The sequence below is a fragment of the Mucilaginibacter antarcticus genome (genome assembly GCF_042686155.1).
GTDB classification, from domain to species: Bacteria; Bacteroidota; Bacteroidia; order Sphingobacteriales; family Sphingobacteriaceae; genus Mucilaginibacter; species Mucilaginibacter antarcticus.
Genome location: NZ_JBHUON010000016.1, coordinates 13,081 through 39,451, shown reverse-complemented (window position 1 = coordinate 39,451; position 26,371 = coordinate 13,081). Strand labels below are relative to the sequence as shown.

The 26,371-nt window shown below is 43.0% G+C and carries 22 protein-coding genes; 9 read left to right on the top strand and 13 right to left on the bottom strand.

Annotated features, from left to right (window positions below; all coding sequences use genetic code 11):
- Nucleotides 1–99 precede the first annotated feature (99 nt).
- The 6 genes from ACFSYC_RS13355 to ACFSYC_RS13330 all read right to left on the bottom strand — a co-directional run bounded on the left by ACFSYC_RS13355 (nucleotide 100) and on the right by ACFSYC_RS13330 (nucleotide 5,190).
- Nucleotides 100–1,260, bottom strand: a complete 1,161-nt coding sequence (locus tag ACFSYC_RS13355) for a 6-bladed beta-propeller (protein ID WP_377128454.1) — start codon at nucleotides 1,258–1,260, stop codon at nucleotides 100–102.
- A 65-nt stretch (nucleotides 1,261–1,325) separates the two neighbouring features.
- Nucleotides 1,326–1,712: a hypothetical protein gene (locus tag ACFSYC_RS13350; protein ID WP_377128451.1), complete on the bottom strand. Its 387-nt coding sequence runs from the start codon at nucleotides 1,710–1,712 to the stop codon at nucleotides 1,326–1,328.
- 164 nt (nucleotides 1,713–1,876) lie between these two features.
- Nucleotides 1,877–3,250, bottom strand: coding sequence for a hypothetical protein (locus tag ACFSYC_RS13345; RefSeq protein ID WP_377128449.1), 1,374 nt, complete (start codon nucleotides 3,248–3,250; stop codon nucleotides 1,877–1,879).
- Between the two features lie 439 nt (nucleotides 3,251–3,689).
- Complete coding sequence (locus ACFSYC_RS13340; protein WP_377128446.1) at nucleotides 3,690–4,190, bottom strand: VOC family protein; 501 nt, start codon at nucleotides 4,188–4,190, stop codon at nucleotides 3,690–3,692.
- A gap of 93 nt (nucleotides 4,191–4,283) precedes the next feature.
- Complete coding sequence (locus ACFSYC_RS13335; RefSeq protein ID WP_377128443.1) at nucleotides 4,284–4,886, bottom strand: DUF2238 domain-containing protein; 603 nt, start codon at nucleotides 4,884–4,886, stop codon at nucleotides 4,284–4,286.
- A 67-nt stretch (nucleotides 4,887–4,953) separates the two neighbouring features.
- Complete coding sequence (locus tag ACFSYC_RS13330; protein WP_377128440.1) at nucleotides 4,954–5,190, bottom strand: hypothetical protein; 237 nt, start codon at nucleotides 5,188–5,190, stop codon at nucleotides 4,954–4,956.
- Between the two features lie 444 nt (nucleotides 5,191–5,634).
- Here ACFSYC_RS13330 and ACFSYC_RS13325 point away from each other — a divergent pair, with 444 nt between their 5' ends.
- The 3 genes from ACFSYC_RS13325 (at nucleotide 5,635) to ACFSYC_RS13315 (ending at nucleotide 11,523) form a co-directional block, all read left to right on the top strand.
- On the top strand, nucleotides 5,635–7,173 hold the full coding sequence (locus ACFSYC_RS13325) for a carbohydrate-binding domain-containing protein (RefSeq protein WP_377128437.1): 1,539 nt from the start codon (nucleotides 5,635–5,637) through the stop codon (nucleotides 7,171–7,173).
- A 122-nt stretch (nucleotides 7,174–7,295) separates the two neighbouring features.
- Nucleotides 7,296–9,605 carry a S9 family peptidase gene (locus tag ACFSYC_RS13320; protein ID WP_377128434.1) on the top strand — a complete coding sequence of 770 codons (2,310 nt, stop codon included), beginning with the start codon at nucleotides 7,296–7,298 and terminating at the stop codon, nucleotides 9,603–9,605.
- Nucleotides 9,606–9,891: 286 nt separating this feature from the next.
- Complete coding sequence (locus ACFSYC_RS13315; protein WP_377128431.1) at nucleotides 9,892–11,523, top strand: ArnT family glycosyltransferase; 1,632 nt, start codon at nucleotides 9,892–9,894, stop codon at nucleotides 11,521–11,523.
- Nucleotides 11,524–11,626: 103 nt separating this feature from the next.
- On the opposite strand, the gene ACFSYC_RS13310 is transcribed toward ACFSYC_RS13315, so the two are convergent.
- Nucleotides 11,627–12,145, bottom strand: a complete 519-nt coding sequence (locus tag ACFSYC_RS13310; protein ID WP_377128428.1) for a DUF6702 family protein — start codon at nucleotides 12,143–12,145, stop codon at nucleotides 11,627–11,629.
- 57 nt (nucleotides 12,146–12,202) lie between these two features.
- Between ACFSYC_RS13310 and ACFSYC_RS13305 the strand changes: the two genes are divergently transcribed.
- Nucleotides 12,203–12,781: a HupE/UreJ family protein gene (locus tag ACFSYC_RS13305; protein WP_377128425.1), complete on the top strand. Its 579-nt coding sequence runs from the start codon at nucleotides 12,203–12,205 to the stop codon at nucleotides 12,779–12,781.
- Nucleotides 12,782–12,822: 41 nt separating this feature from the next.
- Entirely contained in the window at nucleotides 12,823–15,237 is a 2,415-nt protein-coding gene (locus ACFSYC_RS13300) for a M1 family metallopeptidase (protein WP_377128422.1), read from the top strand.
- A 101-nt stretch (nucleotides 15,238–15,338) separates the two neighbouring features.
- Here the strand turns inward: ACFSYC_RS13300 and ACFSYC_RS13295 are convergent, their stop codons facing one another.
- From ACFSYC_RS13295 to ACFSYC_RS13285, 3 genes are all read right to left on the bottom strand, one after another.
- Complete coding sequence (locus tag ACFSYC_RS13295) at nucleotides 15,339–16,088, bottom strand: ABC transporter permease (protein WP_377128419.1); 750 nt, start codon at nucleotides 16,086–16,088, stop codon at nucleotides 15,339–15,341.
- A gap of 2 nt (nucleotides 16,089–16,090) precedes the next feature.
- Nucleotides 16,091–16,867: an ABC transporter ATP-binding protein gene (locus ACFSYC_RS13290; protein ID WP_377128416.1), complete on the bottom strand. Its 777-nt coding sequence runs from the start codon at nucleotides 16,865–16,867 to the stop codon at nucleotides 16,091–16,093.
- A gap of 177 nt (nucleotides 16,868–17,044) precedes the next feature.
- Nucleotides 17,045–19,789 carry a glycoside hydrolase family 2 TIM barrel-domain containing protein gene (locus ACFSYC_RS13285; protein WP_377128413.1) on the bottom strand — a complete coding sequence of 915 codons (2,745 nt, stop codon included), beginning with the start codon at nucleotides 19,787–19,789 and terminating at the stop codon, nucleotides 17,045–17,047.
- A 149-nt stretch (nucleotides 19,790–19,938) separates the two neighbouring features.
- Between ACFSYC_RS13285 and ACFSYC_RS13280 the strand changes: the two genes are divergently transcribed.
- Nucleotides 19,939–20,454: a hypothetical protein gene (locus ACFSYC_RS13280; RefSeq protein ID WP_377128410.1), complete on the top strand. Its 516-nt coding sequence runs from the start codon at nucleotides 19,939–19,941 to the stop codon at nucleotides 20,452–20,454.
- 10 nt (nucleotides 20,455–20,464) lie between these two features.
- On the opposite strand, the gene ACFSYC_RS13275 is transcribed toward ACFSYC_RS13280, so the two are convergent.
- On the bottom strand, nucleotides 20,465–21,100 hold the full coding sequence (locus ACFSYC_RS13275) for an START domain-containing protein (protein ID WP_377128407.1): 636 nt from the start codon (nucleotides 21,098–21,100) through the stop codon (nucleotides 20,465–20,467).
- Between the two features lie 317 nt (nucleotides 21,101–21,417).
- Here ACFSYC_RS13275 and ACFSYC_RS13270 point away from each other — a divergent pair, with 317 nt between their 5' ends.
- Nucleotides 21,418–22,440 (top strand): glycosyltransferase family protein, encoded by a 1,023-nt coding sequence (locus ACFSYC_RS13270; RefSeq protein ID WP_377128404.1) that lies wholly within the window; start codon nucleotides 21,418–21,420, stop codon nucleotides 22,438–22,440.
- Nucleotides 22,441–22,466: 26 nt separating this feature from the next.
- On the opposite strand, the gene ACFSYC_RS13265 is transcribed toward ACFSYC_RS13270, so the two are convergent.
- Nucleotides 22,467–23,411: a Smr/MutS family protein gene (locus tag ACFSYC_RS13265; protein ID WP_377128401.1), complete on the bottom strand. Its 945-nt coding sequence runs from the start codon at nucleotides 23,409–23,411 to the stop codon at nucleotides 22,467–22,469.
- Between the two features lie 113 nt (nucleotides 23,412–23,524).
- Here ACFSYC_RS13265 and ACFSYC_RS13260 point away from each other — a divergent pair, with 113 nt between their 5' ends.
- Together ACFSYC_RS13260 and lysA are read left to right on the top strand one after the other, a co-directional pair.
- Nucleotides 23,525–24,010, top strand: a complete 486-nt coding sequence (locus ACFSYC_RS13260; protein WP_377128398.1) for a DUF892 family protein — start codon at nucleotides 23,525–23,527, stop codon at nucleotides 24,008–24,010.
- A gap of 324 nt (nucleotides 24,011–24,334) precedes the next feature.
- The gene (lysA, locus tag ACFSYC_RS13255; RefSeq protein WP_377128395.1) at nucleotides 24,335–25,489 is read left to right on the top strand and encodes a diaminopimelate decarboxylase; all 1,155 of its coding nucleotides are present in this window, start codon (nucleotides 24,335–24,337) and stop codon (nucleotides 25,487–25,489) included.
- A 100-nt stretch (nucleotides 25,490–25,589) separates the two neighbouring features.
- Here lysA and ACFSYC_RS13250 read toward each other — a convergent pair whose 3' ends face one another.
- Nucleotides 25,590–26,360, bottom strand: coding sequence for a hypothetical protein (locus ACFSYC_RS13250; RefSeq protein ID WP_377128393.1), 771 nt, complete (start codon nucleotides 26,358–26,360; stop codon nucleotides 25,590–25,592).
- Between the last annotated feature and the right edge of the window lie 11 nt (nucleotides 26,361–26,371).

Below are 26,371 nucleotides of genomic sequence, written 5' to 3'. Positions count from 1 at the left end.
AAAAAAGGGGGGGTCAGAGATTTGATTTTCATACACAAAATTTAGGTTAATACGGTAAAGCTAAATTATTAAATTTTTCATAAAAACGTAAGGGCAAATTCAAGCTTTGCTGCCATCCCACAACCTAAAAAACATTAGTTGGTAGTCAACATACCTCGGCGAATTTTTTTCCTTGGTCTTTGGGCCTTTTATAACAGCATTAACAGTCACAAAAAAATCTTTGTCCTTGCCAGCGATAGTAATATATCTCAGGTTCATATGATTTTTAGACTTCAGTCGTGAAAACTGGATAATCTGTTTATTTTTCTTTGAGTAAAATACATTCCGTTGTAGGTTCCTATATTTATACGAAAACTTAAAATACACCCAATCGTCGTTAATGAATAAAGAGTTATTATTGAATACCATATTCGAATTTTCCATAGCTTCAAAATAAGTATTTATATCCTTTGTGGGGTAGGCATTTTTAACGGCATCCGTGATTTTTTTGTTATGAGGGTAGTCCAGTAAATACACAGGCACTGTATCTGTTGATGACACTTTATAAATTTTATCCTGAAGAGAAGGAAAACAATACGCAGCGTCGCGGTACACCTCTAATTGGTGGTGAGTTAAAACGGTGATATGTTTGATGTAAGGTATTGTGTTAAGTTTTTGAGAATTATATTTTAGCACATTGCCCTCCCGCTCATAGATACTTAATCCGCGTTTATCAGTATTATAATTTAACAGCAGGCTAATATAATCGTTATTCACTGCCACATACTGATGCCCAAAAGGTCGGGATCTGTCGATAACCAAAACATCATGCATATTACCTTTCGTGTCAAACCTGAAAATCTTTTCTGCGGTTAAATCAAGCACCTCAATCAATTTCGCTTTGCTATCGTAAAACGTATCATTAACAAAATGAAATTCATCTTTTTGAGGGATCATTGACTTAGCACGCTCCGGCTTCAGTCTTTTTACCAATAGGCCATCGTTATTAAAAAAGTAAACAGCCGACGCCTGGCTGTCTGAAATCACTATACCATCATCAGTAACAAAACATTTTGCCATTGCGCTCAGTGAAACGCTATCGGTATTAGACAATGGTAACACTCTAATGGAGTCCATAATATCTTCTGCGTATAATGTAGAGGTATCGCTCAAGCTGATCTTTATTTTTTCGGGGTCTGCAGTTACAGCAGCAACTTTAGTCGGCGATCTATTGCAAGACACAATTACCAGTCCAAATAATGAGTATTTTATAAGCTTCATAACGGGTTATTATAAGGTTTTAAATATTCGCCATCCTTTACGGATGGCGAATTGATTAGATGGTATTAGAACGGAAAAGTAGGCGGCATTGGTGCAGTTATTTCGTAACCGTTATGATTAAAGCCAGGGTATGTAGATGGCTGATTTAAACCACATTGAAGGGTGGAATTCGGGTCGGGAACAAAATAAAAATATCCATACATATATGGATAAACCCATGAAATGTCAGGAGACACATTCGATCCATCAACGTAAAACCACTCGCCCGGAAGCCAAACATCAGGTTCATTGCCGCAATGAAGTGTTTCGGTTAAATAATATGGGTCTGTGTAAGTCCATGATGCCTGAGCTCCATTTGGATTTTTATTTGCATCAAAAAATGAGTATTGCAAATTGCAAATCAGCGTTATTACCAATGCAGAAACGCCAATTAATTTATAAATTTTGTTCATAATTTATTTATTTAATATTTGTAATTATTAAAGTTTATTTCTCTGGTTCTCGTGTTTTTATTTAGCTTTTCCCCACCACGGGGGTTACCAATGTTGCAGCTTAAAATACCTGCAAAGCAGGTCTCTGCAGGTGCACGTTACTATATTGATATTAGTTAGTGCCATTATTTACGTATTTGATTGTTGGGCTGAACTTTTAACTTCTGTTCATTCTCTAAGGCCTGTTGATCAAGCTTATTAAAAAATTCTTTTTTAAGCACATCGCTATCACGCCATAATTTGGCGCGCTCAAAGGTGTATGCACCCAAATAGGTTATATAAAGCACAAACAAACCAATAACCGGATTACGATGCTTTACACATCTGATGGCTTTGTCTAAATAGTAGGATATTAAAAAGAAAACTGCTATTGAGGCTATATAAGCGTACCTATCGGCTACAATAGAAAACCGAGACATAGGTATAATGTGCAATACTACAGCCAGGTGGATAATAAAAAACGCGACTGTAAATACTACCCATCTATTTTTGAACATATCGCGCAGGGTTACAAGGGCTATCACGATCACCGCCGGATACATCCAAAAGCGAAGTGGTACCGGTGTACCAACGACATTTGGAAACAAGTACACAAAATTTAATTTGACGGGCACAAGGCATTTAACGGTATACTCCGTAAGCGCATAACAACCAAAGATTACATTTTGGTAAAAGGGATAGCTTCGGCCAACGGTTAAAACGCCTACGCCGAAAACTTTTTGACCCAACATTGTGATATAGCCGAAAATTAATGTCAACACTATGAATGGGATTTTTTCAACCCATAACCTAGTGCTTTTAAAACTTCGATTAGCCATATAATCTATCAGCAGCAAACAGGCCGGCAGCGTAACAGCTTGCTCCTTACCTCCAAACGATAGAATAAATAAAGTCAAAACCACCATTAACCACCAAATATTTTTTGTTTGCAGATATTTGAAATAGCTGTTTAATGCCAATAAGTAAAAGAAGCTGTATATCAGTATCTTAGAGGCTGCCATCCACGCTACCGACTCAACCACAAATGGGTGAACCGCCATGATAAATGCAGTACAATAAGAGATGGTATAAATTGATGCTGGTTGGACACTATTACTATGGGTTAACAGATTTTTAACAAAGTAAAAGGCCAGTATTATATTACCGGTATGTATTATAAAGCTGAAGGTGTGAAACCAAACCGGATTGTAATTATTGCCCGCTGCAACATATAATAAAGTGTATGACAACTGATTAAGTGGTGCATATTGCCCTTTGTAAGATTCTGTGAATATATCACGCAGGTTACTCCATGCTAAGCCATCCTCTGTGTAATTATTAAAAACAACCCATTGATCATCCCATTTAATTTGAAACTGGTGAGTAAATACCGACTGGTAAACTAACAATGATACTAAAGCGAGTGATATTACCACAAAAAATGGATTGCGAATGCTAACAAATGACAGCAACGCAGGCTTTCTTTCATCTTGTGAAAAAACTTGAGTAATGGTGCTCATAAAAATTATCCGTATTAAGAATTTGAAAATCTTACAGATACAGGGGAATATCTGCGTGATGGTTAGGTATTTTCTTTAGGTCATAACGAAATTAGAAACCTTCCCTGCAGAAAATCTGCAGGGAGAAAAAAAACTCAATCTTTTTTTTCTGGGGGCCGCTACCTTCTTTTTGCGACGAAAAAGGGGCAAGTACACAAAAGCGGCCTTACCTATCTATAAGGAGGTTAAGAAATAGAATGTGAAAAAAATCGCAGGTAGATATCATACCCACTCGCGTTATCGACGAGGGAAAACAATAACTTAACCTACTGCCGGCGTTAGCAGATAAAGCCGTTATTATACTTTGAACAATAAAAGTTTGATCCACAGGCAGGATTAGGCCGTGGTTTAAAAAATGAGTATAAATAGTTGACAGCGGTGTCTTAATGTATAACTACGATCACTCACTGTTATAAGCTTTCAAAATAGTCGCCAAATCAAACTTTTGCATGGGCATATAAGCCTCCATTACCCGGGCTCTCTTCTGCGGATCAGGATCATTCAATAACTCCGTCATAATAACAGGCGCCACCTGCCATGACAGTCCATACTTATCTTTTAACCAACCACATTGCTGTGCTGCCGGGTCGCCACCTGTGGTTAATTTATCCCAATAGTAATCTATTTCTTCTTGCGTGTCGCAGTTAACCGATAGTGATATCGCTGCAGTAAAGTTAAACATGGGCCCGCCATTAAGTGCCATAAAGTTTTGACCTTCCAGCTCAAACTCAACCGTTAATACTGAGCCGGCTGGTTTGCCATGCACATCCTGGCCAACATTAGGATAATAAGTGATGCGGATAATGGACGAGTTTTTAAAAATAGAGGTGTAATATTCTGCAGCCTCCTGAGCCTGAGTATCGAACCATAAACAGGGTTGAATTTTTTGAACTGTTGCCATAAGTGTTTGTTTTATAGTTTAAAACAAATTTAAAGGCATTAGCTTATGCCGCACGGGGGCAAACGAGACATTATTAGGGGCAGATAAGACAGATTATCTAGGGTCATTTTTGATCTGCCGATCTTGATACTTAGCCATCATTATTAACATAGTAATCGCACCGATCGTAGCATACAGCATATCAGATTGGGTATCCCATATATAACCCTGGGTGCCCAGGAACGCATCCCCCGATTCGCCGGAAATTATTGCCACAAACCATTCCAAAAATTCATATAACACACTGATGCTCATACAGACGGAAACGATGAGCAAAGGCATCCAGCCACGGCTTTTTACAACCTCATTACGAATAAATAACTCGCGTACGATCATGGCCGGAACAAAGCCTTGCATAAAATGCCCTATCTTATCGTAGTTGTTTCTTGATTGATGCAAGGCATCGCGCAGCCAATTAAACCATGGCACTTGCGCATAAGTATAATGTCCACCTATAAAAAGGACATAGCAGTGTATGAGTATAAAGGTATAGGTTAATGTGGTAAGCCTAAAGCGCTTGAAGGTGAAAACCAAAACACACATACCAATAACTGCCGGAAAAACCTCCAAAACCCAGGTAAAGTAATCGTGAGGATTTATAGCTGATACTGCCAAGCCTACAAAAAACAAAACCAAAAAAGAGTAATACTTTTTCATATCCTAAAGTAAGGTAAACTATAAGATATCTATACCCGTATTTTAGGCAGGATATTAAATATTTTGCCTAAATATTGTAACCCTCTAATTGCTCGGCAATAAGGTGTAGCGTATTGGCGGGTACAAGGCCGGGGTCTTTACAAATATGTAATGATTTATGATTGTCGGGTTCAAGGCTGCCAATAAATTGCCCGTCCTTAAATATTTCGTACTTGCATTTTTCGTCGTCGTGGTGCATATAGTCCCGAATTTCAAAATGCTCATTGTGATCATTAACAGCTACTGATATTTCGAATTTTTCCATAGATGTAAATCAATTACTATCCATACAAACCATAAATAAACGTTATTGTTGTTGACTTATAATAATAAACTAATGCCAGTCCTTTGTTATTTTAAGCCTGATACTGCGTGATTTTAAAGCTGTGCTAACAAAACTTATGGCCATAGTCCCCATAACCTAGGGAGAGCCGGTAAGTACATTATTACTACAGGCCTTAACGCTTTGGCTCAAAAAATAGCCGATAAACTTAATGCTCCGTTGGTAAAATAATTAATACAAAACCATAACTGTAAGTTCAAAACATCCCAGCAATATCGCCTTAACATAAAATTAACATACGGATTTTTTAAATTACGTTATATTTAGCGACGAATCAGATATTAGTCGACACCTTATCACACCCTTAATATAAAGTGCTTAATATTAACTTGGTACTCAATCAATCCATCGAAATTAAACACCAAAATGAAAAACCAATTTACCTTTTTACGCAAAGCAGCGGCGCCAATACTTGTTGCCATTGTGCTGTGTTTTACCGCTTGTTCTAAAAAGAACGATGTACCCAAAGATCCGCTAAATAACGTGGCTACCACCAAGGTTGACAGCGCGGCTGTTACAAAAGGCCCGACAGAAGGCTCATCAGAAGCTGGTGCCAATGTTGACGATTTAATAGCGGGTTCAACTTTTCCAACTATTATTACTGTTTCTTTTAATGCAACGGGTGCCACGGTTGTACCAGCCACCACAGGTATAACGGTTACACAAACCGGCGGTGATGTTGTCATTAACTCCACCGCAACAGATGTTGCGTATATGGTAACCGGCACAACAGCAAACGGCTCATTAAAAATTTACAGTGACAAAAAATATTTGCTTACGTTAAACGCTGCTAACATTACTAATTTGGATGGGCCGGCCATTAATTTACAATCGTCTAAACGTGCCTTTGTTAATATTGCCGACGGAAGTGTGAACACACTGGTAGACGGCGCTATATATACGGCATTTGCGAAAGAAGACCAAAAGGGAACATTCTTTTCTGAGGGTCAGGTTGTTTTTGGCGGAACCGGTACGCTTAACATTGTGGGCAATAACAAACATGGTATAGCTGCCGATGATTATGTACGCGTTATCAGCGGCACCATCAACATCACAAAAACCATTAGCGATGGTATACATACCAACAGCGCTTTTATAGCTGATGGCGGCACTGTTAAAATTGTTTCAGGAACTGACGGCATAGAAACTGAAAAAGGTAAAATTATTATTAACGCGGGTAATATTAACATTACTTCGGGGGGCGAAGGTATAAAAGCATCATATACCGGTACTGACGTTGCTATTGTCCCTTACGTAAATATTAATGGAGGCAGCATCAATATTACTTCAACAGGTGGCGAAGGTATAGCCAGCAAAAACATATTGACCATTAATAGTGGTAACATTAAAGTAGTTAGTACAGACGATGCCTTTAACGCCGAAGTTGCCATGTACGTTAACGGCGGTAATATTTACGCGCAAAGCAGCGCTAATGATGCTGTTGATTCAAACGGCACATTCACCATCACCGGCGGCAAGTTAGTAGCAATTGGCGCGGGCACTCCCGAAAGTTCAATTGATTGCGGCACCAATGCTTTTAAAATTACCGGTGGCCAGCTGATAGGTATTGCCGGCACAACAAGCGGCCCCACTGCGGCATCATCAACTGTTCACTCGGTAGTTTTGGGTAGCGGTACGCCACAGATCATCCATATCGAAGCAGCTGACGGTACCGAGGCTTTAACTTTCCAGGCACCTTTTGCCTATAGCACTTTGGTATTTGCCAGCGCAAAATTGAAAGCTAATACTACCTATAGTGTATGGACCGGCGGCACCATGACAGCAGGCGTTAACTTTAACGGTTTGTTTAGCGGTGGAACCTACAACAAGGGTACAAAAACCGCGGCTACATTTACCACTACCAATATGGTTACCCAAGCCGGCGGTACTATCACTACAAAATAACAAGCTTAAAATATTGTTAAAAGGCGGGCCCAACAGCAGTGTGGTCCGCCTTTTTTATGTGCTTGAAAAAATTTATTTAATGCCGTATATTGTTGCTCTAAATTAACTGCTATAAATTCGCTATGAATAAGTTTTTACTTACTGCCATCCCTTTTGCGCTGGCATTAACCGCACAGGCCCAACAAGGCAAGGTGTTTACTGCTGCTGATTATCAACGCGCTGAGAGCGCTATGGCTTACGCTAATGAGCCACTGGTCGAACGTAAAAACATACGTCCCACCTGGCTGCCAGACGAGCGTTACTACTACCGTACCACAGCAGCCGAAGGCAATCAATTTTTGTTGGTTAATCCGGCTAAAAGCACAAAAGCCGTAGCTGCTTTTGATCATCAAAAACTGGCAACGGCATTATCCACCACAATTGGTAAACAATACACTACGTCTGATCTGCCTTTCCAAACCTTCAACTTCGCTGAAAATGGCAAGGGCATTATTTTTACCGTAGATGGTAAACAATATAGATTCGAAAACAATGCACTTACGCTTGACGAAAGCGGCGTAAAAACAACTGCCATCCCCGCCGGCAGGCGTGGCGGCGGTAATGAAATAGCATCGCCGGACAAACAAAAGGTAGCTTTCATTAAAGACTTTAACCTTTGGGTACGGGATGTTAAAACGGGCCAGCAAACCCAATTAACAACAGATGGCGTAAAAGATAACGGTTATGCAACAGACAATGCCGGCTGGGCAAAAACCGACAGGCCGATACTGACGTGGTCGCCGGACTCTAAGAAGATAGCCACATTTAAGCAAGACGAGCGTAAGGTAAACGATATGTATTTGGTAACCACCAACGTTGGCGCGCCAAAGCTTGAAGCCTGGAAATACCCATTGCCGGGCGATAAAGAAGTACCAATGCTTACCCGTGTAATCATTAACGTAGAAAGCCCTAAGGTGATCAAACTGCAATGCGCGCCTGATCCCCACCGCTCAACCCTTAGCGACGATATTAAAGACGGCAGCGCGTGGGCCGATGTTTACTGGAGTCATGACGCCACTAAGTTGGTATTTGCATCAACAAACCGCGACCATAAAGAGGCTAAAGTACGTGTTGCGGATGCTGAAACCGGTGCCGTAAAAGAACTTTTTGAAGAGACCGTGAAAACCCAGTTTGAATCGGGCTGGGACGCTGTTAACTGGCGTTACCTGAGCAAGAGCAACGAGATACTTTGGTTCTCTGAGCGCGATAACTGGGGACATCTTTACTTATACGACGCCAATACCGGCAAACTAAAAAATCAAATAACCAAAGGCCAATGGGTTTTAACCGATGTGGTTAAAGTTGACGAAAGCAAACGCGTGATCTATTTCACGGCAAATGGCCTTGATACTGAGAATCCTTACTTTAGCAAGCTTTGTAAAATAGGTTTTGATGGCAAAGGCTTTACCATACTTACCCCTGCTTCAGGGCATCATATGGCCAGCTTATCGCCTAAAGGCAATTTCGTGGTTGACACCTATTCAAAGCCCGATGTAGCCCCTGTTACTGTGCTACGTAATGCACAAGGAAAGCAAATAGCCGACCTTGGTAAAACCGATGTATCTAAACTGGCAGCTATCGGCTGGAAACCTGTTACACCGTTCACTGTGAAAGCTGCCGACGGAAAAACAGATATTTATGGTTTAATGTGGTTACCACGTAATCTCGATCCTAACAAAAAGTACCCTATTATTGATTATATCTATCCGGGCCCACAAGGGGGTAGTATTGGTGGCAACTGGGCTTTCTCTACCACCTCTCGCGATAACGGCGCACTGGCCGAACTTGGTTTCATAGTGGTAGCTATTGAAGGTACCAGCAACCCGCTGCGCTCAAAAAGTTTCCATGACATGAGCTACGGTAACATGGGAGATAACACATTGGCCGATCAGGTGACCGGTATCAAACAACTGGCTGCTAAATATTCGTATATTGATCTTGACCGCGTAGGTATCTGGGGGCATTCAGGCGGAGGCTTTGCTACTGCGGCCGCTATGTTCCGTCACCCCGATTTCTTTAAGGTAGGCATTGCCGAATCTGGCAACCATGAAAACTTAAACTATGAGGACAATTGGGGAGAGCGTTACAACGGTTTAGTAGCCAATAGCGACTATGCAGCACAGGCTAATCAAAACATAGCAAAAAATCTGAAAGGCAAACTAATGCTGGTGCATGGCATGATGGATGATAACGTGCCCCCGTACAACACATTATTGGTTGCCGAGGCATTGGAGAAGGCTAATAAAACCTTCGACCTGGTGATTTTCCCTAACAGCCCGCACGGCTATGGCCAGTATTCAAATTACATGATGCGCCGCCGCTGGGATTATTTTGTAGAAAACCTGATGGGCGCTAAACCACCGGTAGACTACCTGATAAAAGGCAGCAGGTAGCTTACTATCGAAACACCAAATTTAAAACGGGCGGTCAAAGGTTAGCCCGTTTTTTTGGTTAATACGATCTTTTCCGAAGGTAAAACTGATCCGTTAATGGGTGGTGAGGTGTAAAATATGCCGTTGTCCTCCTGAGGAACGAAGGATCTTCTACGCGCAACTGTGAGCGTATGACCTATGTTTTATATAAGATACTTCGCTGCGCTCATGATGACAAGTTTGTTATTCCGGCAATATTCCTCGCATTTTTTTTAGACCTTTGCCAGCGTTAATTAACAACGCACGAATGAAAAAAATAACAGAGCAAAACGCCGCAAAATATACGCTGGTATTAATCCTGGTTACTTTTTTTGTACGCCTGTTAATTGCTGCCTACACTGGCTTAGGCAACGGCGAATCATACTATTTTCGTGGAGCTATTAATTTAGAGTGGAGTTATTTTGACCAGCCGCCTTTGTTCTTCTGGATCGGCGGGGCAAGTATTCGCCTGTTTGGGTTAACAAATTTTGGCCTGCGCTTTCCGGATGTGTTGATGTTTGCGGGGACGAGTTGGCTACTGTTTATCCTATCGCGGAAGCTATTTAACGCCGCCGCTGGCTTTTGGGCAGTAGTGGTTATGAACCTCAGCGCATTGTTTACCGTAGGCGTTGCCTGCTGGTATCAGCCCGACGCACCACTGATGTTCTTTTGGCTGCTAAGTACGTGGTACATTGTAAAAGTATTAGGTATCGGCGAAGCCAAACCGTTAAATCTACAAAAAGACAAAGGCAAGATATATTGGCTGTGGATAGTAATAGGCATTTGCATGGGTTTGGCAACACTGAGCAAATACCATGTGTTGTTCCTCTTCGCCGGAGTATTTTTATTCATCCTCACTAATAAAAAACACCGCCATTGGCTAACGCACCCCGGCCCGTACCTGGCTATTTTCATTACCATTCTGTTTTCAACACCGGTTATCTGGTGGAACTATAAAAACAACTGGGTATCTTTTGTATGGCAAGGCTCAAGAGCCGGCACGCGCGACGAAGCCTTTGCACTCCATGTCGACTGGTTTTTACGAAGCATAGCCGGACAAGCGGCCTGGCTATTGCCGTGGATCTGGTTTCCAACCATCCGTCAACTATTTACCAGCTGGAAGCTACGCGTGCAGGATGAGTATGCCTTTAACTTCTGGATGTCGGTATTGCCAATTGTGTTTTTTACGGTCTTAACGATATGGGCCGATCTGCAATATCATTTTCACTGGCAAGCCCCAGGCTATATGATGTTATTTATGCCTTTGGGCTTCGCGATAGACAAGGCCCTTAATGGTGCCGACGAGCGACGCAAACGCCTTACCCGTCGCTGGTTAAGCTTTTCTATTTATTTTACGGTTATAACGATAGCCGTATTGGGCACACACTTGGTTACCGGCTTTTGGCAAAGCTATGGCCCTAAATGGGTAGCTAGCCTGGGCGGTGGTAAAATAGATCCCACCATACAGGGTGTTGACTATGATGACGTAATGACCCGCTTTGAAAAAGAGGGCTGGCTTAACAATCCCAATGTTTTTGCGGGTAGTACCCGCTGGTGGTTAGCCGGAAAAATTGACTGGGCGCTAAAAGGTAAAAAAGACATTGTAGTTTTTAACCGCGACCCCCGAAACCTGGCTTTTTTGGTTGATCCAAACAAGTTAATAGGCAAAGATGCCATCATCATCGGCGAAGCTAATGCTTACGACGAAACCATAGCCGCCGATGGCACACCATTTTTTGACAGTATTACCAAAGTAGCCGATATCCCTATCATTCGTGGTGGCGTGGTAGAGGAGCATTTGCAAGTTTACTATTGCAAAAACTTCCATCAAGCCAAACAACCCTTACCTGATTATCCGCTGTATAGGCAGTTAAACGGCTTGGTGCCGTTTGGGAAATAAGTTAAGTACGCTTGTCATTGCGGACGTAGCGTGGCAATCGCAAGGAGATAAGCTCATAATTGAAGCGTGCGATTGCTTCGTCCCTCGCAATGACCTATAAGTATTAGAAACTCTGCACTACCCGCTTATCCGGATAATCAAGCTTCTCGCTTTTGCGGGTGCCGTTAACGGTTATGTGGACGATATTACTCTGGTCGGTATACAGATTATGCAACAAGCTTACCTCAGCTTCAATCTTTTTTGGGGCGGGTGTTTTCTCTGATTCAAAATAGGCGTTAACTCTTCCCTTTTCAAGCTCGTAGCCAACATAATAAAAGGTAAGCGGCGTGTTGCCGGTTTTGATATGCACGTTGGCGGCAAGGTATCTTTTAACCAGCGCATCCATAGCTTCGTGCATTTCAGGTTTTACCAGGTCGGTTTTAGTGTGGTATTGCTTTACCAACGCCGCTTCTAAATCATCGGTAAAAATTCCGCATATCACCTCCAGTTTACTTTCGGCCGCATTGTAGCAAATGTCGGTATTACTTACATGCAAGGGATGCGGCACCGTGGTCTTGGGCGATGGAAACCATCCCGTTAGGAAATAAAGACTGATACCCCACCTATAAAATAAAAGCGCCATACTGCTAAACCATAAAATCGTGCTAAATTTAACGCTTTCAAAGCTGATTTCTTGTCTATGTCTGATTTTGCTTTCTATTTCGGCCTTGGCTGGCAACACATCATCAGTGCCGACGCGCTGGACCATCAGCTTTTCATACTGGCCCTTGCCGCAGTTTATACTCATCAGGATATCAAAAAAGTGCTGATACTGGTTACGGCATTTACCATTGGCCACTCGCTCACACTGGCTTTGAGTGTAATGGATATTATCAGGGTTTCGGGCAGCTGGGTTGAGTTTTTAATTCCGTGTACCATTTTAATCACGGCGTTAAACAATGTTATCCAGATAGATAAACAAGCGCTAAGCGCCAAATTAAATTACTACCTGGCTCTATTTTTTGGGTTGATCCACGGCATGGGTTTCGCCAATTCGGTGCGCATGATGCTGGCTAAAGATCAAAGCATAGGCATGGGTTTGTTTGGCTTTAATATCGGGTTAGAAATTGGGCAGATGTTAGTTGTAGCTATAATTTTACTATTTGCCTATATCTTTATATCTTTAGGCAGGATACAGCGCCGCGACTGGATATTGTTTTTATCAGCAGGCGTGTTTGCGCTGGCTCTAAAAATGGCTATCGAAAGATTGCCGTTATAATAAACTGATCTGATCATCATAAAAACGCTACGCTAACAAGTATGAAACTACTTTTTACCGCTTTACTATTGGCCGCCACCACAACGGCGACTTTCGCACAGGACATTAAAAACAATCCCGGCAGCAATCATGGTAACAAATTTGAGCAGTTAGGCACTATACTTACCACGCCTAATGAGCAGCGCACCGCGAGCGGTGCCCCCGGTAACAAATACTGGCAGCAACGCGCCGACTACAACATTAAATGCGAGCTTGACGAGAAAAACCTGAAACTCACTGGCACCGAAACGGTAACCTATTTCAATAACTCGCCGGATCCGTTGACCTATATCTGGATCCAACTGGACGAGAACGAGCATAACAATAAAAACAACGCGGCCTATCCAACCAACACTGCTATGCCCAAGGGGGCAACAGTACCAGGCTTGGAGCTAATGACCGCGCGGGATTTTAACGCTGCTGATAACGGTAATGGCGTTGTGATAACCAAACTCACCGACGCATTGGGTGCCAAACTGAAATACACCGTAAACAAAACCATGATGCGTATTGACCTGCCCACCGCTTTAAAACCGGGCGCGCAGTTTACTTTTGTTGCCGATTGGACCTATAAAATAACCGACCGTAATGTATTTAACGGCCGTGGCGGCTATGAGTACTTTGCCGAAGACGGCAACTACCTGTTTACCATGGCACAATGGTATCCGCGCCTGTGCGTTTATAGCGATTTTCAGGGTTGGCAAAACCATCAATTTACCGGTAAAGGGGAGTTTGCCTTAACCTTTGGTAACTTTAAAGTACAAATGACGGTACCAGCCGACCACGTAATTGGCGGCACCGGCGAGTGCACCAACTACCCTGCAGTATTAAGTGACGAGCGTTTGGCGCGATATCAAAAATCAAAAAGCTCGGCCGTACCCGTAGAGATAGTAACGTTGGCCGAGGCTGCAAAGGCATCAGCTACGCCATCATCAGCAAAAAAAACATGGGTGTTTCAAGCTAATAATGTTCGTGATTTTGCCTGGACCGCATCACGCCGATTTGTGTGGGATGCTATGGCGCAACCCGTGGCTGATAAAAACGTAATGTGCATGAGTTTTTACGGAAAAGAGGCTTACAATCTGTACAGCCGCTACTCTACCCGCCTGGTGGCGCATACGGTTAAGACATACTCAGACTTCACCTTTCCCTATCCATACCCTGTAGCGCAAAGCGTTGAGGCAGCAAACGGAATGGAATACCCAATGATTTGCTTTAATTATGGCCGTACCGACAAAGACGGCACGTACAGCGAGAGTACCAAAAATGGTATGATAGGTGTGATTATTCATGAAGTGGGTCACAACTTCTTCCCGATGATTGTAAACAGCGACGAGCGCCAATGGACCTGGATGGACGAGGGCTTAAACTCGTTCGTTGAGTACTTGACAGAAGAGCTTTGGGATAACAAGTTCCCTACAAAAAAGGGCGGTGCTTTCAACATCATTGATTACATGAAACTGCCCAAAAACGAATTGGAACCAATAATGACCAACTCGGAAAATATCGTTCGCTTTGGCCCTAACGCTTATACTAAACCGGCTACCGGCCTCAACATACTGCGCGAAACAATTATGGGCCGCGAGTTATTTGATTACGCTTTTAAAGAATACGCCAGGCGCTGGGCTTTTAAACACCCTACCCCTGCCGATTTCTTCCGCACGATGGAAGATGCCAGCGGCGAAGATTTGGATTGGTTTTGGAGAGGCTGGTTTTATAGTACCGATCCTTGCGATATTTCTATCGATTCGGTTAGCGTGGCCAAAGCCGATATTAACGGTAAACCGGCGCCAATAAAAGCGGTGGTTATTCCGGGTGTCGATCCAACTAAAGTTGCGCCCCCTGCGCTAAACGCATTTGAGGATATATCGAAAGTACGTAACCGCGAAGACAAGACTATTAAATATCAAACAGATAAAGACCCTGTTTCCCAGGATTTTTACTGGAAGTATGACAGGGGACTGGTGACAGTGGACCAGCAAAAATTTACCGATATGTTGAGAAATCAGCCTACAGCTGCCGGTGTGGCTACCGAGCCGCTAAGCGCTGAGGAATCTGCAAAATATGCGGGTAAATACTTTTATGTGGTATCATTTGGCAACAAGGGCGGTTTAACTATGCCTATCATCGTTGAGTTTACCTTTAAAGACGGCAGCAAAATGTTAGACCGCATTCCGGCGCAGATTTGGCGCTTGAACGAACAATCGGCCTCTAAATTTTATATGCACGATAAAGAAGTAGCCTCTATTAAACTTGACCCAATGCGCGAGACTGCCGACATTGACGAAACCAACAACTACTGGGGAAAAATGCCGTCGCCATCAAAATTTGCCATCTATAAGCAAAAAACCGGTGCCGCAGGCGTAGCCCGTGGTCAAACATCCGGCGTAACACCAATGCAGGTAGAGAAGAAATAATTTTGAATTTTAGTTATAACAAGAAAGCCCCGAAATTTTCGGGGCTTTCTTTTACGTCCTGTCATTTTCGAACGGAGGTAAATGCCAGCGTAAGTCGTTTTTTACTTAGTATTCCACTTAAACTTTTTTATGCCAATACCGGCGAAGATTATGATGTAGGCAAAAGACACCAGCAGCGCAATATTGGTATCGTGCACCCATTTTTCGGGCTCCATGGCGCTGGCCAGCATAATTTTAACAGAACCATACGGCGAAAAGCGTAAAACCTCTTTTAAGTCCGGATTTTTTATCATTAGTTCGCCTGCCGTACCTAGCATGATAAACGCCGCGTAGCAAATACGAGTAGTAGCGTTGATGGTTTCGAAACCTTTTATAAGTCCTACAATAAATTGCCCCAGGCTTAGATAAACGGCGCCGCCTAAAATTGCTACCAAAAAGGTTAAAACATAGCCCTTGGCTGATAATAGTACACCGTCGTACTGATATCCAACAATAAACACCACCAGGGTCAATATCATAATTAAAAATAGCTGGATGCTAATGCGGCTAGTCATAATTACCCAGGTTGGAACCGGGGCCACGCGCAAGCGCTGAAAAATGCCTTTATCCCTGTCACGCGCTACGGAGAGCGTATAACCCATCAGGCCAATGGCAATTAGCCCAAATGAAAGCGCGGTAGCTAACACAACAGGCCCACCTACAAATCTGATCAGGCCTTTCCAGGTTAGTAGTATCACCAGTGGTACAAAAACAGATATGACTGCCGAGCGGCGGTTAACCAATTGCGTCGACAAATCGGCCTTGAAAAGCGTGGCGAATACGGTTGAAGTTTTGGGTACGATAGTTTCCATATTTATGCCCTTACGGCTTTACCTGTTAATGCGATGAATACATCCTCTAAAGTGACCTTGCCGCGGCGCGATACCGCAATCACTTCGGGGTCGTCTCGGTGTTTGTCAATCAATGCTTGCGGAGTATTTACGGCGATGATTTGCCCGTGATCTATTATGGCTATACGGTCGCACACGGCTTCGGCTTCTTCCATAGAGTGCGTCGTGATCAGTACGGCATGCCCCCTGTCCCTGATGGCTTCAATACGCTCCCACAGCTGACGGCGGGACTGCGGATCAAGGCCGGTTGTGGGTTCATCCAACAAAACCAGTTTAGGGTTGTGGATAGTAGATATCAGCAAAGATACGCGTTGCTGTTGCCCACCCGATAGTTTGCTAAATTTCTTATTAGCAGCATCTTCCAGGTTAATTTCATTTAGAATTTCTTTAACCCGCTGCTTATTCATCGGCACGCCATAAATGCCGGCAAATAGCTGTAGTATCTGCATCACGTTCAATTCGGGCTGAAAGCTGGTTGATTGCAGCTGCACACCCATTGACGCCTTTGCATGCAGCGGCTTTCGAGTGATATCATAGCCGTTCACTACGATTGTGCCGCTGTTGAATTTGAGGAGGCCCTCTATGGCGCTCAGTGTACTTGTTTTACCCGCGCCGTTTGGCCCTAGCAGACCAAATATCTCGCCCTCCAAAACATCAAAACCCACATTTTTGACCGCTTGGAAATCGCCGTAATTAACGGCCAGGCCCTGGATATTTAAAATATATTGAGAGGTATCCATGTGGAGATTTAAATAGCTGCCACAATAGTAGAGAATTTAAACAACACCTACAGTAGCCTACAAAAAAAAGCAGGGTCCCTCTCTCGAGAGGGACCCTGCGGGGTTGCTATGTCAGCGACTTATGATATGTATAGATTTCTTTATTCGTTTGAATTCACAGTGCGATTTTGAGAAGGGCTAAAACTCAAACCAAAGCGTATTGCTTATTGGCTCGCCGGTTAAGTGATATTTTTGGCTTTGCGGACCCATTTGCCTGGCAGCCTGAAATTTTGTGCCGATAGCGCTGATACCGTTCAGAAAACCGATGTCTCCTGCCGGGAACGGTGGTATTACGTTTTTAACAGGGTCTTTCTCCACAGCCGGGTGGTATAGTTGCAGGTACATGTTCTTGTTATCGGTATACACCGTAAATGCCGACTCTTTATTTTCGATCGTCGCCCAGTTAACCTCGCTGTGGTAACCTTTAAATTCAGGGTAACCCCAATTTTCGCCGGTGATGGTGTTGTTGTAGGCTTTATGCCATACGCCAAATTGCTGCCCCGGCACACGGTTTTTCCAAACACGGAACGGGCCGCGACCAAGCCATTTCATGCCGGTAACCTTTTCTTCGGGATAGTTAAAGGTGATACCCATAAAATCAACGTCGCCGGTTTGGTTGAAAGTGTAATCAAGCCTGGCAGGTTTGCCCGTTGCGAATGTCCATTTTACATGTAATGAAGCGGCCTCGCCCTGGTAATCAGCTTCGATAATGTATTGTTTACCCGCTGCCCTGTTAGTGAACGATTTCAGCGTAGTGCCAACACCCGCTAAAACCGGTCCGCCAGACAGCGAAATCTCTTTTTTACCCTTAACCACTTTAGCAATGTATCCTGTAGTTTTATCGAAATAGTATTTTTTGGCGTCCACAGTCACCACCAATTGGTTATTCTCATCGACAGCAACAGGCCCAAACTTACCTGCAATTGCCGAAGGTTTAGTTATAGCAGCAGGCGACTTAATTGCCCAGGTCCAGGTATATAGTTCTTCGTTGTATGGGCCGTAAGCAGTCAGATACAACACATCATTGCTAGCCCAATTTGCAGGCAGTTTCAGGTTAAGGGTTCCGCTTTGGTGTGGGGCAAGTTCTAAAGGGGCAGGCACGCCGGTTGCCGTAGTTAATGGAGCAGTTGTTTTAGCCTGCGCCGAGGGCAGCTTCACCAGTTTCCACTTAAATTTACACTGGCTTAGTTTGGTAAAATCGTAACGATTCTCTACGGTAATTTTGCCATCAAAGGTTTTATCAATAGGCTGCGGTTTAATATAAACCGGCGACCAGATCTCTTTCACTCCGTAAAAACTGGCTTCCTTTTCGCGGTGGGGGCCAACAAGTCCATCAGGCGCGCGGTTGCCATAGCCATCATAAATATTATTTTTGTCCGTTCGGATAACATTTTCATCAACCAAAGCCCACAAGAAACCTCCGGCGGCTTGTTTGTGCTTGTACATCAGGTCCCAAAAGTCCTCCAATCCAGCGGCGTGGCCACCATCGTACAGGCCATGCATAAACTCGGTAGGCATAAATATATTATTGGCTGCGGTAGCTTTCAGCACCCCGTTATAATCGGGATAATGCTTGGTATCAACATCATTAAATAACGACCACGGGTGCAGTACAGTACGTTTCTGTGGATCATACAGCGCATAATCATTATCCAGATCAGTGTTCCAGCCGCCCTCGTTACCATTATCCCAGAATAATATTGATGGGTGATTAACATCCCGGACTACCGTTTCTTTAACCAGTTTACGGCCAACCTCAGTATCGTATTTTGATTGCCAGCCAGTCAGTTCATCCAGCACATACACACCAAGCGAATCGCACACATCCAGAAAATCCTGATCGGGCGGATAGTGGCTCATTCGTACCGCATTGTTGTTCATGTCTTTCATCAGCTTGACATCCATCACCTGGATCTTGTGGCTTAGCGTACGGCCGCTCTCAGGCCAAAAGCTATGCCGGCAAGTGCCTTTTAATACAACCTTAGTGCCGTTAACGTACAAGCCGTCCTGCGGACGAACTTCAACTGTACGGAAACCAAATTTTTGTTTTAGGCGATGCCCGGCTCCTTTTTTATTCTTGATAGTTACCACTACCTGGTAAAGGTTAGGAAACTCGGCACTCCATAATTTTGGCTTATCAAAGCTGCTTTTCAGTTCCAAATGATCCGCAGCAGGATTGGCAACCACCGTAAAAGGCTGACCAACGTTTACACTTTTCAGCGTTTGCACCTGCGCCTCAATCACATCGCCGTTTTGCAGGTTATTGGCATATACATCCAACTGAAAAGAGCCATCAGCTTTTGCATTTACCGCTGTGCGATCAATATAAGCATCGGGCGTAATCTCCAGATATACCGGGCGATAGATCCCACCAAAAACCCAGAAATCGCTACGGTTACGCTCGGCATCGTTCACGCCTTTATTAGCCGACATTTTGCTTACCGTAACCTCTAACAAATTTTGCGCGTTAGGCTTTACTAATTCAGTTATATCATATTTAAAGCGATAAAAAGAACCCTGGTGAATGGGCCCGGCTTGTTTGCCGTTTATCATCACTTTAGTATCGGTCATGGAGCCTTCAAATACGATGAACACGCGTTTACCTGTCCATGCGCCCGCCATAAATTGGTGCTTGTATTGGCCTTCCTCGTGCGCCTTGTCTTTATCGCCACCGTAATTGTAGGCGCCAAAACCCTGCAATTCCCAATTTGACGGTACAGGGATCTTCGTCCACCTTTGGCTGAGGCGGCCATCGGTACAAAAGAAGTCCCACTGCACGGTGTGATCTTTATCGGTGCCCGACAAATATTTTATAATGGTTGATTGAGCGAAAGAATTTATAGAAAGAGACAACCCCAAAAGGGCTGCAAGGAGCTTCTTCATAACTAATTAACATTGGTTTTATGATGCTAAGCTAACAATACTACCGGGGATTATCAGCAGCGAAAAAACGGCATCGTTTGCGTAATAAAGTTGTTGCAAAGGAGTCAACGTTACCAGTCCCTATATTTTGATTGCATTATATTTACCAAATGACTTTTAAAGAATTATTGGCGAAATACGTAAGCGGAAATCTTTCAACACTCCAGCTTCCACTGGTTGCACAAACCGGCCTAACGGAAGGACTAGAATCGGAATCTCTCATCATACTGGCAGGCTTAGATAATAATGAAAATGGCTTTGTTGTAAACCAGTATTTCAGAAGGTCAATAGATGAGTTAAATATTGAATTACCAGACAAAAGAACAGCCGCATTGCAATATGCATTCGGTATTGCGAAAGATATAATAGAACGAAAAAGAGAAGTTATCGAAGCGTTTCCTGAAATGTGCTATAAAGCGATATTAAGCTATCATTTTGAAGAAGAAACCATCAACTATGTTTATGATAGCATTTTTTTCGAGCGGTTGTATGGCTTGTATCATGAGTATGACGATTTACTAGCGGTTCACGTACCCGGTGACGCTATCTATGAAAAAGAGACAAATGAAATAAAGAATTTGATGTTAACGGAACTGATCAAATGGACTGAAAAAATAAGGCGTTGATATAGCCGCTCTATTTAAATGGTAAAGCAGCATTCTTATAAGCTGCTTTCTGCACCTGCCTCTTTAACTTCTTAAAACTCTGCACCGGCCCGTCGGACAGGAACAGGTTGATCAGCCAGGCCGGGGCGCCGCCATCCGGTTCCAATTGCAGGTAGTAGGTTACCTGGGTTTGGTTATTAACTGCCGGTGCAAGTACCCATTTGCCGGTTGATTTTTTTACACGGACGATACCTTCTTTCTCGGGCACTAAATTGGCAACAGACGGGGCATCAACGGTAATAACCTTAGTATCGGCAGCTTGTGTGGCCGTTATGTGCGCTGCAAAATCGCGGTTCTGTGCAGGCCACGGCATATTAATCTCTGAGTAGTAAAACAAATCTGTTGCCGACACTTGCTTAACCAGCGTAGTTATCTTGGTTTTATACACCCAGTCGGGGTAATTTTTCACATCGATCAAGGCGGCAGCAATTTGCGCCGCTGTGGCATTGAAAGTGCACTCTACCTTAATGGGTTTAACTTTAAGCGCCGATTTTGTGTTACTGTAAACTTTAATGCCTTCGCTTTCGGTTTTAAAGGTCCAGTCGCCCTGGGCCATTGCGGCCTTGGTAAATATGGTTAACAGGAGTATAAATATCTTTCGTTTCATAATGCTATCGTATAATGTTCGCCCGGCTAACTCGCCCGGGGCGACGCTAAACCGCCACGCTTAACAAGTATAACCATTTAGCTTAAACAATTTTATAAGCCCGTATTAATTATATGCACATCTAATACTAAGTTAATCAACACTTAACATGGCAACTTTACTTTTGTATCATTATTCATTGACGCATAACACACTCGTTCTTTTTTCATTGAACTAATAAGATCAGTTAATCATAAAGAGAGCAACCAAATTGCTCTCTTTATTTGTTTAAAACCACTTCTATTCGAAATTATTACCCCAACACAAATATATTACGCATGAAAATACTGTACGCCATACAAGGAACCGGTAACGGGCACCTTAGCCGATCGATGGATATCGTCCCCCTGCTCAAAAAAATGGGTGATGTGGATGTACTGGTTAGTGGCATGCAGGGCGATTTGAATTTACCTTTCCCTATAAAATACAAGCTGCATGGCTTTGGGTTCATTTTCGGTAAATCAGGGGGTGTGGATATGTGGTCAACATTCCTTAAATCGCGTTTCCGTAAGTTTGTTAAAGAGATAAAAGATCTGCCGATAGATAAGTACGATATGGTGATCAATGATTTTGAACCCGTGTCTGCCTGGGCATGCTACTTGGCAAATAAACCTTGCATTGGCTTAAGCCATCAGTCTGCGGTACTGCATGATAAGGCCCCGCTGCCCCCTGAAGCCGATATGATTGGCAGGCTGGTGCTAAAAAACTACGCGCCGGTTTCTGTGCAGTATGGTTTCCACTTTAAAGCAATCGACAAAAATATATACACCCCGGTAATACGCCAGCAGGTGCGGGAACAGGAAGTGAGCGACAAAGACCACTACACCGTTTACCTGCCTGCCTATGACGATAAGCGCCTGATAAAACGCCTTACGGAGTTCAAAGATGTGCAATGGGACGTTTTCTCAAAGCATAACAAAAAAGTGCTAAAACACAAAAATGTAGCTATACAGCCTATTGATAACGAAGCTTTTATAAAAAGCATGGCACAAAGTGCGGGTGTACTTTGCGGTGCCGGCTTTGAAACCCCGGCCGAGGCGATGTTTCTGAAAAAGAAAGTCTTGGTTATCCCCATGAAAAATCAGTACGAGCAGCAGTTAAACGCAGCCATGCTTAAAGAAATGGGTGTGCCGGTAATTAAAAGCCTTAAACCCAAGCACGACGAAAAAATACTCGACTGGATTGAAAATGGCAAAACCGTCAAAGTAAACTACCCCGACAATACACAGGCGATACTTGATTTAATTTTTGAACAGTATGCCGACGCTAATTATGTAAGTGCCGGCTTAACAGTGCATTGATATTAAGTATAGCCGCAAGACGGTGTTTACTTCAATACCACCCTGGTGGCCCCGTAACCAAACTTTTCTTTTTGCGCATCCATAAAGGTTTGCACTTTGGGGTGCTTGCCCAAGGCTTTATGAATCTCGTTCCGTAGCGTGCCGTTACCTGCGCCGTGGATAAATATTACGTCGGGCAATTGGTGTACAATAGCCGCGTCAAGCGATTTATTGAAGTGCGCCAATTGGACGTTTAGTATTTCGGCGCTATTTATAAACTGGTAATCATCGCGCAGTTTTTCAATGTGCAGATCAACCTCGCGGCTTGGCTTTGTGATGGTAACCTTTTCTTCGGCCGATTTAAAAAAGCTTTCTTTTAGTTTTTGAGCATCTATAACCATTTCAGGTTCATCCAACCGAATAAGCCAGCCTTGCTGATTAATTACCGGCAGGTTTTTCTTAGTACCCGAAAAGTCTTTCGCTTTAAATTTATCTGCAAATGTTAGAGGTCCTGGTGCTTCGATATTCTGGGTTGTATAAAATAATACATTCACTAAAACTCTGGGCCACAGCTGCAAATCGGCTAGTTGGGCCGAATATACTTTTGCCGACGCATCTGGAGCGATAATACCTGCATACTCTCCTTTAAAAACCTGCTTATCAGTAGTCAGCGTAGCCAGTAGCTGGAACGATGTATCGTTGATTAAATTAAAATGCACTACCGAGTTGGCCTTAGCGTCGGGCACCACGCCCAGGTAAATGCCTTTGGTTTTAAATTCGGCTTGGGGTATTTCTGTTTCGTTACCAGCGTTAGTAACTTCGGTGCCCGGCGACTTGTAGCCATGCACCAAGGTAACCTTGGTGGCTAAAACCGGGATCTCGAAATCATCCTCCCCGGTTACGCCAATCATCTGCTCATCAATAATGCGGGTTACAAAACCCTCCATTTTCTCGTCAACAAAGCGTACAAAGTCGCCTAATTTATATTTCATAGTAGTAGTAATTACTGCAAAGCTAAGCTATATAATGGTAGCAGCCTAAAACATTTAAGTTCAATTTGTTGTATAAGGGTAACATCCATACTTTCATCACTTACCCTAACATAATGAGCATATTAGACGCTAACCTGCAATTCAAAGTTTTTGTACACAACTTAAACCGTATATATTTCGCTAAAACATACCTGGACAAAAAAATGCCCGGCTTAATTGAAAAAGCATCGTTTAAAGGTTTAAAGTTAGGCATGACTGAGTTTTGGGAAGATGTTAAAAAGCAGATCGTCCGTATGGACATGATCTACAAGATCATTAACGAATTACCATCTGACAAAAACTGCAATCCCTTAAAAGCAATTATAAAAGACGAGTTCTGCCTGGATGATAAACAAGAGCTGGTTATACTGGCTGATATAGACCTCATTTTATATATGCAAATGCTGGAGCATATTAATATAGCCACCTATGGCCTGCTAAAAACGGTATCGCGCCAACTAAGCTACGATGAGATAGAACAACTATTAACTGAATGCTTTGACGAGTGTGTAGATAACGACGAGCTATTTTTACTGATAGCGAAAGAGTATATCGCTTAAAAAAGAGTTTTAAAAAAGTAAGCCACCTGCTTTCGCAAGTGGCTCGATATAGCTATTTAATACCCCTATTAAAATAACCTGGTGTAAAGTAAAAGATAATTTAAAGTCATTCCAAACAATAACCTGCATTATTATTAAAAACTGACGAATACGTCATAAATATGACACTTCTGCGCTTTTTGGTAGCTTCGCTAGCTGTGCCATCGCCGACTTATGGTTTTTTGCTGATGATAAATCAGGTTTAAAATCTTATTTTTAGCGCTTCTTAATCCTGCTGAACATTACTGCGGGACTTGATTTCTAATATTGATTTTTGAATTTACGATGTTTAACCAGGATACTATCACCCGTTTTCAGTCAACCGAAACGCCGTTTTATTATTATAACCTCGATGTATTGCGCCAAACCTTACAGGCTTGCCACGATGCATCCTCAAAGTACGGCTTCCACGTGCATTATGCTTTAAAGGCCAACTTTAACCCCAAGGTTTTAGAAATGGTTAAGTCCTTTGGTTTTGGTGCCGACTGTGTGAGTGGTGGGGAGGTTAAAGCTGCTATGGACTTCAATTTCGGCCACGATAAAGTGGTATTTGCCGGTGTAGGTAAAGCAGACAAAGAGATAAACTTAGCTTTGGATAATGATATTTTTTGTTTTAATGTAGAGTCTGTACAAGAGCTTGAGATCATTAATGAACTGGCACAGGCCAAAAGCAAAATCGCTAATGTCGCTATCCGTATAAATCCTAATGTGGATGCCAATACACATGCGCATATTACAACTGGTTTAGACGAGAATAAATTTGGTGTAAACATGTGGCAGCTTGACGATGTTGTTGCGGCCTTAAAAGCTTGCGCTCATATTAAATTTACGGGTATCCACTTCCACATAGGGTCACAGATAACCGACATGGAAGTTTATAAAGTATTATGCGGCCGTATTAACGAGATACAAGACTGGTTTGAGCAGCGCGGTTTCCCGGTAACGGTTTTAAATGCAGGCGGTGGTTTGGGTGTTGATTACTACAATCCCGACACCAATACCATTACCGACTTTGAAACCTACTTTAAAATATTTGCCGACAACCTAAACGTTAAACCCGGCCAGGAGGTTCACTTTGAACTGGGACGTGCCTTAGTTGCACAATCAGCTTCATTGATATCAAGGGTGTTATACGTTAAAAACGGACATAAAAAGAATTTCCTGGTGCTTGATGCCGGTATGACGGAGCTGATGCGCCCTATGCTATACCAAGCTTACCACGAGATAGAAAACCTAACCCGCCAGGGCGAAGTAAATGACTTAAAGTACGATATTGTTGGACCGATTTGCGAAAGCACTGACTGTTTTCGTAAAGATGTAGATTTCCCGACTTCGCTCAGGGGCGACCTTATAGCCATCCGCACAGCAGGCGCATACGGCGAGGTAATGGCATCAGGCTATAATTTAAGAGACAGAGTACAGAGCGTTTATTCTGTCTGAACTAATAAGCAATAAGGGTGTCATGCTGAAGCTCTCGAAGCATTTGGGTGAGCCTACGCTCGTCCTTCAACGGAGCTCAGGATTACACCCTTTTATTTGGCTAAAACTGATACCCCACTCTTAAAAACACGGCGCTACCAACTTCAATCGTACCGAAATATTTATAATATTTAAAATAGTAACTAGCCTTAGGAAAGATGTTCCTTAACATTCGCACCGTAGACTGGTCATCTTGATAATGAGTGTCATATAATTGGTTTTTACCAAGCGTAGTACCCAAAAACCCACGAATGCCGTGTTGCAAATCTTTATTATCTCTGTTATGAAATATAACCTCTGTAGTTAAACCGACTGTAATCAAATTAACTCGGGGGTCAACATAAAATCCGCTTAAATCCTTTACACTATTACGAAAATCAGCATACGATCCAAACTCATGGCTATAAGCTGCCTCAATACCTATAATCCTTACGTCAACACGGTCATTATTAACGTAGGTATTCATTGATACCCGGCCACCAACCGCCCCAAAAAACTTATTTTTGAAATAATCGGGCGCCTTGGTATCAGCGTACTCACCAGCCTGATAGTCGCCAAAAGATGCAAATCCCCCATAAGAGAAATTAAACTTATCAGTGGTAAAACCTTGACTTAAGTTTAGCTGTCCGCTTAGCAAAACATCGTTATAACCGGGGCTTGCATGGGCGTCTAACCCGGCAGAAACATAGGTAGCCATTTTTTCCTTATCGAAAGATGCCGGCTTTGGCTGGTAAGCTATATCATTATGAAAAAGCGCCGGCGAGTAAAGACGCGTGCAGGAGGTAAATACAGCAGCCAATAGACAAAGGGCTAGTAAAGTTTTATTGTTCATGGTTTAAAGTT